At 69.1% G+C, this 12,491-nt stretch carries 14 protein-coding genes; 2 read left to right on the top strand and 12 right to left on the bottom strand.

The annotated features are described in order from the left end of the window. Positions 1-34: 34 nt before the first annotated feature. The 10 genes from infA to SY26_RS21790 all read right to left on the bottom strand — a co-directional run bounded on the left by infA (position 35) and on the right by SY26_RS21790 (position 8,621). Positions 35-253, bottom strand: a complete 219-nt coding sequence (gene infA / locus SY26_RS00880; RefSeq protein ID WP_010397442.1) for a translation initiation factor IF-1 — start codon at positions 251-253, stop codon at positions 35-37. Positions 254-340: 87 nt separating this feature from the next. After that, positions 341-1,450: a FliM/FliN family flagellar motor switch protein gene (locus SY26_RS00875; protein WP_052715066.1), complete on the bottom strand. Its 1,110-nt coding sequence runs from the start codon at positions 1,448-1,450 to the stop codon at positions 341-343. Positions 1,451-1,511: 61 nt separating this feature from the next. Continuing rightward, positions 1,512-4,157, bottom strand: coding sequence for a sensor histidine kinase (locus SY26_RS00870; protein WP_045998906.1), 2,646 nt, complete (start codon positions 4,155-4,157; stop codon positions 1,512-1,514). Beyond that, a complete protein-coding gene (locus SY26_RS00865) occupies positions 4,147-4,422 on the bottom strand; it encodes a hypothetical protein (protein ID WP_045998905.1) in 276 nt (91 codons plus the stop codon). Before SY26_RS00865 ends, SY26_RS00870 begins: the two co-directional genes overlap by 11 nt. Beyond that, a complete protein-coding gene (locus SY26_RS00860; RefSeq protein ID WP_045998904.1) occupies positions 4,422-4,781 on the bottom strand; it encodes a response regulator transcription factor in 360 nt (119 codons plus the stop codon). Before SY26_RS00860 ends, SY26_RS00865 begins: the two co-directional genes overlap by 1 nt. 63 nt (positions 4,782-4,844) lie before the next feature. After that, entirely contained in the window at positions 4,845-6,134 is a 1,290-nt protein-coding gene (locus SY26_RS00855; protein WP_052715065.1) for a helix-turn-helix transcriptional regulator, read from the bottom strand. 3 nt (positions 6,135-6,137) lie between these two features. After that, positions 6,138-6,977 carry an ATP-binding protein gene (locus SY26_RS00850; RefSeq protein WP_045998903.1) on the bottom strand — a complete coding sequence of 280 codons (840 nt, stop codon included), beginning with the start codon at positions 6,975-6,977 and terminating at the stop codon, positions 6,138-6,140. Beyond that, a complete protein-coding gene (gene tatC, locus SY26_RS00845; RefSeq protein ID WP_045998902.1) occupies positions 6,974-7,834 on the bottom strand; it encodes a twin-arginine translocase subunit TatC in 861 nt (286 codons plus the stop codon). Before tatC ends, SY26_RS00850 begins: the two co-directional genes overlap by 4 nt. Then, on the bottom strand, positions 7,835-8,326 hold the full coding sequence (tatB, locus tag SY26_RS00840) for a Sec-independent protein translocase protein TatB (RefSeq protein WP_045998901.1): 492 nt from the start codon (positions 8,324-8,326) through the stop codon (positions 7,835-7,837). A gap of 28 nt (positions 8,327-8,354) precedes the next feature. Further along, on the bottom strand, positions 8,355-8,621 hold the full coding sequence (locus tag SY26_RS21790) for a twin-arginine translocase TatA/TatE family subunit (protein WP_045998900.1): 267 nt from the start codon (positions 8,619-8,621) through the stop codon (positions 8,355-8,357). Between the two features lie 195 nt (positions 8,622-8,816). Here SY26_RS21790 and SY26_RS00830 point away from each other — a divergent pair, with 195 nt between their 5' ends. After that, entirely contained in the window at positions 8,817-9,437 is a 621-nt protein-coding gene (locus tag SY26_RS00830) for a MarC family protein (RefSeq protein WP_045998899.1), read from the top strand. After that, a complete protein-coding gene (locus tag SY26_RS00825; protein WP_232303232.1) occupies positions 9,434-10,006 on the top strand; it encodes a TIGR02281 family clan AA aspartic protease in 573 nt (190 codons plus the stop codon). Before SY26_RS00830 ends, SY26_RS00825 begins: the two co-directional genes overlap by 4 nt. Here SY26_RS00825 and SY26_RS00820 read toward each other — a convergent pair. Beyond that, positions 10,003-11,250 (bottom strand): Zn-dependent hydrolase, encoded by a 1,248-nt coding sequence (locus SY26_RS00820; protein ID WP_045998898.1) that lies wholly within the window; start codon positions 11,248-11,250, stop codon positions 10,003-10,005. The two genes, SY26_RS00825 and SY26_RS00820, sit on opposite strands and share 4 nt — an antisense overlap. Next, positions 11,247-12,434 (bottom strand): hypothetical protein, encoded by a 1,188-nt coding sequence (locus SY26_RS00815; protein ID WP_045998897.1) that lies wholly within the window; start codon positions 12,432-12,434, stop codon positions 11,247-11,249. Before SY26_RS00815 ends, SY26_RS00820 begins: the two co-directional genes overlap by 4 nt. Between the last annotated feature and the right edge of the window lie 57 nt (positions 12,435-12,491).

Raw genomic sequence — 12,491 nt, 5'->3', positions numbered from 1 at the left:
GCCTCCGGTGGTGTCGGCCGTCCCGGGGGACGGCTTACTTGAAGCGGTAATTGATCCGCCCCTTGGTCAGGTCATAGGTGTTCATTTCCACCTGAACCTTGTCGCCTGCCAGAACACGGATGCGGTTCTTGCGCATCTTGCCTGCCATATGCGCGATGATCTCATGGCCGTTTTCAAGCTCGACCCGGAATGTCGCATTGGGCAGGAGTTCCTTCACGACGCCGGGGAATTCGAGCATTTCTTCCTTGGCCATGGTCACTCCGTTCTTGTCATCCCGTCAGATTCGGGACCGACGTTACATGCGACCAGAATGCGGGGAATTCAAGGAAAAAGCGCCCGGTCAGCCGCGCAGCGCCGTCAGGTCGGTGCCCGTGGCAAGCCCCAGGTCGTCAATCGACAGGCCCTGGGCGCGAAACGGGTCGGGCTGGGACAGGTCGCCAGGGGCATGCGCCGCCATCATCGCGGCTGCCTGGCCCATCACCGGGACCATGCCGTCATCGGTCGCCGCCGACGCGGGGTCGCGCAGACGGATCGCGTGGCATCCCTCGGCCTCGCCGAACTTTCCGGTGGCCAGGACCTGGCCGTCCTGCGTCTCCAACGTGGCCTGTGTCAGGCAGGTGCGTGGCAGGCTCAGCAACCGCCCGTCCAGAAAACCCCGCAGCTCGGCCAGCGACACGCGCTTGCGGCACAGCACGCCGGTCACCGAGACGGGGGCGTCCTGCATCGCCGCGGCCAGGCTGACCCGAACGGGGGCGGCGACCGGCGGCGCCGGAGCCGCGACAGGGGCGGCATCGGGGCGCGGACGCGCCTGGTTCGCGGGCTGCGGCAAGGCCAGCAGCACGCGTCCCTCGCGCATGTCGGGCGCCCCCATCGCAAGGTGGAACGACAGGCTGCGCAGCGGCCGATCCTCCAGCATCAGGGACAGGGGCCGGGGATCATCCAGATGGGTCAGGAACTGATAGCCGCCGACGGTCTCGAACCCCTCGACCCCCTCCATCTCGGCAGTCAGCTCTGTCAGCAGGGCGTTGATGAAGTCGGAACACAGCAGCGCGTCGCTGCGGGTGGGTCGGCGCCGCTCCAGCCCGCGCGACGTCACGCGTCCAAGGGCCTGCCATTCGACCAGCGCCGCCACCGCCTGCGGGCACAGCGCGATCGCCCCCAGCAGATCGCCCGGACCCTGCAGCACGACGACCAGCGGCAGTTCCGGCAGCAGCTCCGGCAGCTCTGCCAGCGTCAGCGCGCCGGGCTGGACGGACAGTGCCCGGACGGGCAGCTGGTACAGCCGGTCGGCGGCGCGTCCGATCGCGGTGGCGGCGGCGCGGGCCGGGGTCGGCGCGGGAGATGCGGGCAGCTGCGGGGCCCCGCCTTGGCCCAGCCTGACCTGCGCACGCGCCTGCAGCATGCGGCGCAAGACGCCAGGGGCTTGGGTGGCGGGGTCTGCATGGGTCATGTCACGTCCGAATCAGGCTGTCGCTGCCCGTTCAAAATGGACCGTCAGGATTGAGAAAGGGTTAACCGGAGGGCACCGGCGGCCGCGCCGGCAGCTGGATGCGGAACGCTGCACCCCCCTGCCCCGGCAGATAGCTGATGTCGCCGCCCAGGGTCAGCATGATCTCGCGGCAGATGGCCAACCCCAGGCCTGCGCCACCCGCACGGGCGGGGTCGTTCAGACGCGCGAACTTCTCGAAGATCAGCGTCTGGCGGCCGCTGTCGATGCCGCTGCCGTTGTCGACGATGTCGATGACCGCGCCGCCCCCTTCGGGATGACGGACGCGGATGATCAGCACCGGATGCGCCGCGTCGCAATACTTGCGCGCATTGCTGATGACGTTGATCAGCACCTGCAGCAGGCGGTCCGCATCGGTGATCAGGCCCAAGTGCTCCGACGGCAGGTCTCGGTCGATCAGAAAGCCGCGTTCCGGCCGCGTGGCCGACGCCGCGGCCAGCGCGCGCGTGATCAGGTCGTGCAGGTTTGCGACCGAGATCGTCAGCTGCGCCCGCCCGCTTTCCAGCACGGACAGATCCAGAAGGTCGTCCAAGAGCCGCGTCAGGCGGCCGGCCTCGTCATGGATAATGCCTGCGAACTTGCCGCGCTCCTCTGGGGTCAGGTCGGGCTCCTTGAGGATCTCCGAGAACGCCCGGACCGAGGTCATGGGCGTGCGCAGCTCGTGGCTGATCTGGCCCAGGAAGGCGTCCTTCTGGACCGACAGGGCGGTCAGCTTGTCGTTGGCCTCGCGCAGCTGGCGGGCGGTGCGGGTCAGTTCGGCCTGCGCGGCCTCAAGGCGCTGCGTCTCCTCCTTGGCGCGCTGCGCCTCGTCTGCGACCTGCAGGAGGTCGGCCACCGTCAGCGCGACGCCCCCCGCCACGCGGTCGATCATCGCGTGCGCCGTGGCCGATCCGATGGACCCCGCCAGCCGCCGCTCCAGCCGGGTCAGGAACCGGGGCGTTAGGTCGGGCAGATAGCCGGTCTTGCCCTGCGCCCGCGCCTCGGCCTGGAAATAGCGCAGCGCGGCGTCCGGTCCCCAGACCCGCCGCGCCATGGCCAACAGCGGCTCGGCCCGGTCGTCGGCGCGCAGCATGCGGCTGTGGCGGATCGGCTCGACCGCGGACACGAAGGACAGGCCCTGCAGGCGTTCCACCGGGTCCGGGAACCCGAAGATCGACACTCCGATGAAGGCCAGCGTGTTCAGCGTCAGGGACAGCGCCACGGCGGCCGTCCAGGGATCGACCCCCGGCGGCACCGGCAGATCGCCCCCCACCCCCACCGACGGCAGGAAGATCAGCGCCATCCACAGGACCGACCCCGTGCCGATGCCAGCATAGGCGCCCTTGCGGTTCGCGCCGCGCCACAACAGCCCACCCAGCATCGCGGGCAGCACCTGCGCCATGCCGGTGAAGGCCACAAGCCCCATCGCGGCCAGTGCCGCCGTGCCCCCCGACGCCTGGTGATAGACCCAGCCCGCCGCGACCACCGCCAGGATCGCGACCCGCCGCGCGTTCAGCACGAAGCCGCGCAGATCGTCGGTCTCGTCCGGGGCGGGGATGCGGCGCAGCGCCAGCCAGGCGGGGACCAACCAGTGGTTCGACACCATCGTGGCGACCGCGATCGCACACATGACGACCATCGACGTCGCCGCCGAAAACCCGCCCAGGAACACCAGCAGCGCCAGCATGTCCTGGCCCGCCGCCGCGGGAAGGGTCAGCACGTAGAGGTCCGGGTCCGACCCCGCAGGCAGCAGTTCGCGCCCCATCACCGCAATGGGCAGCACGAACAGCGACATCACGAACAGATAGGCCGGAAAGGCCCAGCCCGCGACATGCAGGCGCTCCTCGTCCGCGGCCTCGACCACCATGACCTGGAACATGCGCGGCAGGGTCAGGATGGCGGCGGCGGACACCAGGATCAGCGCGGTCCAGCGGTCGGGCTTGAGCAGCCAGCCCTGCGCCACGTCGGGATCGGCCGCGGCACGGGCGATGCGCGCCAGCATGTCCGCAGGCCCGTCGGCCAGCCCCCAGACCACGAACAGTCCAAGCGCCACGAAGGCCGCCAGCTTAACGACCGCCTCCAGCGCGATCGCCGTGACGACGCCGTGGTGGCGTTCATCCGCCGCCAAGTTGCGGGTGCCGAACAGGATGGTGAACAGCGCAAGCCCCGCCGCGACCCACAGGGCCGTTCCCCCCATCGCGCCCGCATCGGCGCCGTTGGGAACGTCGGTGGCGAAGATGTCGAAGGACAGGCGCACCGATTGCAGCTGCAGCGCGATATAGGGGGTCGATGCGATGACCGCGATCAGCGTGACGATGGCCGCCAGCCGGTTCGATTTCCCGAACCGGGCCGAGATCAGGTCCGCGACCGAGGTGACGTGATGCATCCGCGCAACCCGCACCAGCCGCCTCAGCCCCCACCACGCCCCGGTGAAGACCAGCGTCGGTCCCAGATAGATCGTCGCGAATTCCAGCCCGGACCGGGACGCATAGCCCACCGCGCCATAGAACGTCCATGCCGAACAATAGACCGACAGCGACAGCGTATAGACCAGCGGATGGTCCAGCCAGCGTACATGCCCGCGCGCCGCCGCCCGGTCGGCGGCATAGGCGACCCCGAACATCAGCGCGACATAGGCAAGGCAGGCGCCGACCAGCGCCTCAAAGGGCATCGGGGTCCCCCGTCGGTGCCTCGGCGCGCATGGTCGCGGCCTCTGCCCGCAGCAGGGCGCGGTGCAGCGCGCGGATGACCACGATCAGCACCGCCCACAGGCCGAACAGCCAGACCGCGCCCCCGGCATAGGACAGGCTGCCCGGCATCCACCAGACCGGCACCAGCAGCAGCATCATCGTCATCACCGGCAGCACCCGCGCCGCATCGCCAAGGCGGCGGCGGTGGAACGAGGCGCGTTCCAGAAACAGCGGCCGGTCGGGCATCAGGCCAGCATCCGGCGCACCGTCGCACGCAGTTCCTGGTTGTCGAAGGGCTTCGCCAGCACCGCATCCGCGCGCGCGCCGTCGTCGCCGGTCTGCCCCCGCGCAGTCAGCATCAGCACCGGCGTCGCGGCCAGGTCGGCGTCATCGGCGGCGCGCAGATCCTGCAGGATCTCGGTCCCCGACCGATTGGGCAGCATCAGGTCCAGGATCACCAGGCGCGGGCGCGCGGCCAGGATCGCCTCGATGCCCCCGGCGCCGTCGGGATGCAGGTCGACCGACCACCCCTCGCGCGACAGGATGAAGCGTACCGCCTCGGCGATGTTGGGCTCGTCCTCGATCATCAGGATGTCCGGCTGCATCCGCCCTCCCCGCGTACGGCCCGGCGGGCCGGGGCGGATCATGGGCCGGATCACGGCCCCGTGTCAAAGGGACCTTTGCGCCTGCCCGCCCTGCGGCACCAGGATCGAGGGTTCGCGGCGCGCCGGACAGTCGGCACGCGGGCAGATCCGGCAGGCGGGCCCGATGGGCAGCGCATCGTCGGGGGGCGATCCGTCGAACGGCAGGATCAGCATCAGCGCCTCGGTCAGCAGCGGGCCATCCAGGCCCAGGGGCTGACGGCGCTTCGCAAAGGACAGGGTGCGGAACGCGCGACCGTCCGGCGTGACGACGATCCGTGCCAGCGCCACCTGCGGCACCGCCAGGGCATGATACAGCGGCCACAGCGCACAGCTGTCACCAGGTCGTGGCAGCGCAAATCCCTGCGCGGCGCGACGCAGGGTCAGGACGCCCGATCCGTCGCAGACCAGCAGGCCCGCGCCCTGGAACCCCTCGGGGCGCAGATCGGCCAGCCGCCGGATCACCAGGTCCAGGGGCTGGCCAAGCCGCGCGGCCAGCCGCACCGGGTCGGGCGGCGTTCCCGCCGCGGGGATCGCCTCGGTCAGCGCGCGGTCCGACAGCGCGTCCCGGTCGTCCAGGAGCCCGGCCAACAGATCCGCGGCCATCGCCCGCGCCGCATCCGAGGTCAGATCGCCCGGATCCGGGTCCGCATCGCCGGGTTCGGCCAGCCAGGCCTCGACCTCCTCCTGGGGGGTGGTGGCCTGACCTTCGGCCTCGAAGCTGTCCAGATAGGCGACCAGGGCCTGTGCGGTCAGCGACAGACGCTGGCTGTCCTGGTGCAGGTTCGCATGGAACCGCTGGCGCCATTCGGCGGAAATCTCGCCCTCCTCGACCAGGATCGCCGCGGTGGAGCGGACCGAGGTCACGGCCGACAGCACCTCGTGCAGTGTGGTCAGCAGATAGGGATCGCGGGTCATGCGGTCGGACAGGTCGACCAGTTGCCGTTCCAGTCCGGCACCCCGCCGCGCATGGGCGATCAAAAGGCCCGACCAGCCCGGAAAGCGGGCCAGGAATTCGGTGATCTGGTCCAGTTCTGGCACGGTGCCCACGGCGACGGGATGGGCCGCGGCCTCGCGCAGGGCCGCGATGCGGACCTCCTCGCGGCCTTCGGCCAGCTCGTCGGGGGGAACCTCCAGAACCTCGGCCAGGCGGGCGATCAGGTCGGCGCCGACGGGGCGGCGATTGTGTTCGATCAGGTTCAGATAGGCGGGAGAAATGCCCACGGCGCGCGCGATGTCGGCCTGGCGCCGGGCCATCGCCAGGCGGCGTTCCCGGATCCGCGTCCCCGTCAGGACGGTGGCTGCGCGTGCGGGCACGGCCTAGACCGCCAGACCGTGGCGCCCGGCAAGATCGGTGAAGAACTGCCACGCGACGCGTCCCGATCGCGCACCGCGCGTGGCCTGCCATTCGATCGCCTGCGCCCGCAGATCACCGGGATCGACCGAAAGCCCGTAGGCCGCGCAATAGCCGTCGATCATCGCCAGGAACTGATCCTGGTCGCAGGGATGAAAGCCAAGCCACAAGCCAAAGCGGTCAGACAGGGACACCTTTTCCTCGACCGCCTCTCCGGGGTGGATGGCGCTGGCGCGTTCGTTGTCGATCATCTCGCGCGGCATCAGGTGGCGGCGGTTCGAGGTCGCATAGAGGATCACGTTCGCGGGCCGCCCGCTGATCCCGCCATCCAGCACCGCCTTCAGCGACTTGTACTGGGTGTCGTCGTGGCTGAAGGACAGATCGTCCGCGAACAGCACGAAGCGCCGCTCGGGTGCCGCGCCCAGGATCGCTAGCAGCCGTCCGACCGAATGCAGGTCGTCGCGGGCGATCTCGACCAGGACCAGCGGCAGGCCTTGGGCCACGGCCTCGGCATGGACCGCCTTGACCAGCGACGACTTGCCCATGCCGCGCGCGCCCCACAGCAGGGCGTTGTTAGCCCCAAGGCCACGCGCGAACTGCAGCGTGTTGTCCAGAAGCGTGCGCCGCGACCGGTCGATGCCGATCAGCTGGTCCAGCGGCACCCCGGCGACATGCGCCACGGGCACCAGCCGGTCGGGGTCGGCCTGCCACACGAATGCCGTGGCCTCGTCGAACCGGGGCACCGGAACGGCCGGCGGGGCCAGCCGTTCAAGCGCATCGGCGATGCGCGTCAGCGCAGCCGTCATTCGTCATCCTCGATCCACAGGCCCTGGGCCCGCAGGTCACGCTCGCGCACCACCTCGATGCGGCGGACGATCTGGATCGAGATCTCGTAAAGGCCATAGACGACCGAGAACAGCACCAGCTGGCTGCCGACATCGGGCGGCGTCAGGCAGGCGGCCAGCGTCAGGATGATCACCACGGCATAGCGGCGCGTGTTGGCCAGCGATTGCGACGACACCAGCCCCGCCCGGCCCAGCAGCGCCAGCGCGACGGGCAGCTGGAACGACAGGCCAAAGGCTAGGATGAACCGCGTGGTCAGGGTCAGATACTCGCTGACAGAACCCTGGAACACGATGCCGGCCAGCCGGCTTCCCTCGCCCGCCACGGCCGCCGGATCGTCCGGCAGGGCCAGCGGACCCTGCTGAAAGCCCAGGAAGAACGCGAAGACCATCGGCAGGATGATGTAATAGGCGAAGGCGGCGCCCAGCACGAACATGATGGGCGATGCCAGAAGGAAGGGCAGAAAGGCGCGGCGTTCACTTTTGTACAGGCCCGGCGCAACAAAGCGCCACAGCTGGTACCCGATCACCGGAAACGACAGGATGAACCCGCCGAAGAAGGCGATGCGGATCGCGACCGAGAAGCCCTCCTGCAGCTTCAGCAGGATCAGGCCGCATTCCTGGCCCCGCTCCTCAAGCGCGGCGCAGATGGGCCGGGTCAGGAAGTTGTAGATCGGGTTCCAGACCAGGTAGGCCAGGATCATCGCCACAACCAGGGCCAGCACGGACCAGATGATCCGCGTGCGCAGTTCCTTGAGATGTTCGATCAGGGGGGCCGAGCTGCCGTCGAGATCGTCGTCGATCGGGGTATGCGCTGACACTTACAGGTCCTTCGTGTCCGTCCGCCGCACGCCTGAGATGCGGCGGCGCGAATCGGGATTGGGCGCCACGTCGGCGGCAGGCTGGGTGGCCGTGTTCGCAGGCTGGACCGTCGGCACGGCGGGCGCCGCGGGGATGGCCGCATCTGCGCCCTTGTCCGTGACCGGGGCCGCGGGGTCTGGCTGGATGCGCTGGCCCATGTTGGTCTTGGGGTCCCACTTCTCGAACTTGGTGACCGCGCGGTCCAGCGCGTCCAAGCCACGGCTGTTCTTCGAGGTCATCGAGGACAGGTTCTTCATCCCCTTGGCCGCGTCGTCCAGGCCGCTGGCCTTGGCCGCATCCTCCATCGCGCTGGTGAACTCGCGGGCCATCGACCGGGCGCGCGAGGTCAGCCGCCCAAGCGTATGGAACAGCTTGGGCAGGTCCTCGGGGCCGATGACGACAAGCGCGACAACCCCGATCAGCAGCAACTCGCTCCAGCCGATATCAAGCATTCGGGCACTCGACCTTGGGGCGCACGATTCAGGTGCGGGTGTCGGTATGCGGCGTCACGTCGCGTGCATCGGTGCCCGGGACGGTGTGGACCGGTGCGACGGGCTGGGTCGGGGTGTCCAGGCTTGCCGCAGGCTTGTCGGCGGTCTGTTCGGCGGAAGGATCGTTCAGGCCCTTCTTGAAGGCGGTGATTCCCTTGCCGAATTCGCCCATCAGGGACGAAACCTTGCCGCGTCCGAACAGGACGAGGACGACGATGGCGATGACCAGAAGGGCCATGGGGGACGGTGCGTGCATTTCAGTTCTCCGTACCGGTGTCAGGCCGTTGACCTGATTTCAAGGACTGCAACCAACTATAGGCCCAGTCCGCAGCCGTTGAAAGCCCACCCGGCGCGATAAAGCCCCACCCCCCTCCGCCGCAGCCTGCGATGACGCGATTTTGACGGCGCGTCCCGGCTTGGCAGGGGCGGCGCGGCACGCGATAAGGGCCGCATGGACCTGCAGCTGTACCTGACCGCCTTCGTCACCCTGTTCGTGGTCATCGACCCGATCGGCCTGGCCCCGATCTTCATCGCGCTGACCCCCGGCCAGTCGGGGGCGGAACGCCGCCGCATCGGCGCGCGGTCGTTGGTCATCGCCGCCGTCCTGCTGACGCTGTTCGGCCTGACGGGCGATGCGATCCTGTCGGCGATCGGCATCTCGATCTCGGCCTTCCGCATCGCGGGGGGGCTGCTGCTGTTCCTGACCGCGCTGGACATGCTGTTCGAACGCCGGACCGAACGCCGCGAAGGCCAGGCCGACGGAGACCAGCCCAGCCACGACCCCTCGGTCTTTCCGCTGGCCATGCCGCTGCTGGCCGGGCCCGGCGCGCTGGCCACCATGATCCTGCTGGTCGGAGAGAACCAGGGCGTGGGTCATGTCGTCATGGTCCACCTGATGATGCTGATCGTGCTGGGCATCTGCATGGTGCTGTTCGCGCTGGCGACGCCCCTGGCGCGCGCGCTTGGGCGCACGGGGGTGATGGTCGTCACCCGGCTGCTGGGCATGCTGCTGGCCGCACTGTCGGTGCAGTTCGTGATCGACGGGCTGCGCGGATCGGGCCTGTTCGGGTGAGCGGCGACGACATCGCCCGCCTGGCCTTCTATGCGATGCTGCTGGTCGTGATCGGCGGCGCGATGGTGTTCGAATTCGCGGGCCGGGGCGGCCGCGCCCTGCGCGCGCTGCTGATGTGGGCGGTGATCATCGCCGGGCTGGCGGCCGGATATGACTGGTGGCAGCAGACCTATGGCCCCCGCCAGCAGGTGCTGGAAAACGGCGCCCGGATCGAGGTTCCCGCAGGCCCCGGCGGCCATTTCCACTTGGAGGCCGTGCTGAACGGCACGCCCATCAACTTCATCGTGGACACCGGCGCCACTAGTATTGCGCTCAGCCGCGACGATGCGCGTGCGATCGGGCTGGACCCCGACACGCTGCGTTTTGGCGGCCAGGCAGTGACGGCCAACGGCCGCGTGGCGACGGCCCCCGTGACCATCGCCGAATTCGCCATCGGCGAGGCGGTGGACCGCGACGTGCGCGCCGTGGTGATCGACAGCGCGCTGCAGGACAGCCTGCTGGGCATGTCCTATCTGCGCCGCTTTGCCCGTGTCAGCTTCGAGGGCGACCTGCTGATCCTGGAACGCTAGCGCGGCATCGCGCCGGCCATCTGGCGGATGGTCGCAAAGATCACGTCGATGCCGCGCGCCAGCTGGGCATAGTCGGTCCATTCCTCGGGAGCATGCGATATGCCGCCCCGGCTTGGCACAAAGATCAGCCCCGTGGGCGCGAAACCCGCCATGATCATCGCGTCATGGCCCGCGCCGCTGACCATGACCCGATGCGACACGCCAAGCGCCTCGGCCTGCGCGGACAGGGCCGCGTGGATCTGACCCGACAGCGGCGTGGGCGCGGCATAAAGCTGTCGTTCCACCTGGGCGGTCAGGCCGTTGCCCTGCGCATGCGCCACGGCGCCCTGCACCATCTCAATCAGGCGCAGCACGTCCTCCTCGGCGGGGGCGCGCAGATCGACGGTGAAGGTCACCAGATCGGGAATGACATTTGCACCACCGGGCAGCACCTCCATCTTGCCCACGGTCAGCACCGATTGCCGCCCCACCTGCCGCGCCAGATCAGGCAGCAGCGACAGGATGCCGACCGCACCGGTCAGCGCATCGCGGCGCTGATCCATCGGCGTGGTGCCGGCATGGCCCGCCTGACCGCGCACGGTCACGCGCAGCTGCGCCAACCCCACGATGCGGTCGACGATGGCGATGTCCTGACCCTCGGCTTCCAGCACCGGGCCCTGTTCGATATGCAGTTCCAGAAACGCATGCACCGATCCGGGCGCCAGGGCCGCCTGCCCCGCGCGTGCCGGGTCCAGTCCGTAATCGGTCATCGCCTGCGCGGCCGACACGCCCGCATCGTCGCGCAGGTCGTCCAGACCGGCCGGGTCCACCTGCCCGGTCAGCAGCCGCGATCCGAACAGGCCGCCGCCGAAGCGGGTGCCCTCCTCCTCGATCAGGGCCACCACCTCGACGGGGCGATCCGGCTGCAGGCCGAGGTCGCGGAACAGGAACGCGGTCTCGATCCCCGCCACGACGCCCGCGGGTCCGTCGAACCGCCCGCCGTTGGGCACCGAATCCAGATGCGATCCGACCAGGATCGGCGCCAGATCCGGGCGCCTGCCCTCCAGCCGGCCAAAGACGTTGCCGACGGCGTCCTCTCGGACCTCCAGCCCGGCCTCGACCATCTGGCCCGCCACGAAATCGCGCGCGGCGCGGTATTCGGGGCTGTAGGTCAGCCGCGTCGTACCCCTGCCGGGGGTCGCATTGAAACGGTCGATGCCCTCGATCAGCGCCTCGATCCGGCGTGCATCCGCAAATCCTGTCATCCGATCAGCCCCACGAACAAACCTGCCAGCACGACCGACACCATCGTCACCGTGACAAAGCCCGCGACCAGCATCGGCGGCAGCAGATGCGCGGTCAATGCCTCGCGTTCGGCGGCATCGTCGGTCAGCGTGTCGATGACGTCTTTGGTGATGATGTAATCGGCGGGAAACCCGTACAGCGCGGTCAGCGAGCAGGCAAAGGCCATCGCAGGCGTGATGCCCAGCAGGCGCCCCACGATCCAGGACGCGATGTACATCCCCACCAGCCCGATCGCGATGATGGTGACCAGCGGCACGGCCAGTTGGCCCAGCATCTCGGGCGTTGCGCGCTTCAGCCCGTCGAAGATGAAGACCATCAGGATCAGCACGGTAAAGCCGAAGGCATTGGCCTTGCGCAGCGGTTCACGCTCTAGGAAACCGACCGACGTCGCGATGACGCCGAACACAAGGCACAGCACGAAGGGGCTGATGGTGACGACCGGCGCGGCCAGTTCCGACAGGCCCCAGGCCGCAAAGGCCACGACCCCAAGCCGCAGCATCTTGAAGTAGACGGTGTCATAGGCGGCGGGCAGGCGTGCGAACAGGCGCGGCGGCATCGGCGCATCGGCGCTGTCGGCCACCGGTGCCGCCCCCTGCCAGCGGCCCGCGCGGTGCAGGTCCAGAACGCGCCGCCCCTCGCGCTTCAGCATGACGGCGGTCAGCGGATAGCCCGCAAAGCCCTGCATCACGTAGATCAGGATCGCCAGAACCGACAGCGCCTGCAGGCCCGCGTCCGCCGCCGCCTGCGACATGATCAGCGACGCCACCACCCCGCCGACCAGCGGCGGCGTCGCCACGACCACCGTCTGCAAGTCCAGCAGCATCACGCCCAGGGTGAACAGCAGCGCCACGATGCCGCCGATTCCGGCCAATGCGACGACGACGGTGCGCCACTGCCGTGCCAGTTCGGCAAAGGACAGAAGCGTCCCCATGTTGGTGATCAGCAGGTACATGGCCAGAAAGACGATCGGCGTCTGGAACCCGGCCACCTGGACGATGTCCTCGGGGAAGAAGGTCCAGTAGCCCACCAGGAACAGGATCGCACAGACGAAGACCGACGGCAGCCAGGACCGCGTCCGGGTCGAGACGACATCGCCGATCCACAGGATCAGCGCCAAGATGGAGAAGGCCAGCAATTGCGGCATGGGTCCAAGCCTTTCGGATCAGGATCTGTCAAAGAGCGGCCGCATGACGCAACAAAC

The organism is Paracoccus sp. 228, assembly GCF_000967825.1.
GTDB lineage: Bacteria > Pseudomonadota > Alphaproteobacteria > Rhodobacterales > Rhodobacteraceae > Paracoccus > Paracoccus marcusii.
Note: the sequence above shows the minus strand (reverse complement) of the source record. Positions and strands in the feature narration are given on the sequence as shown.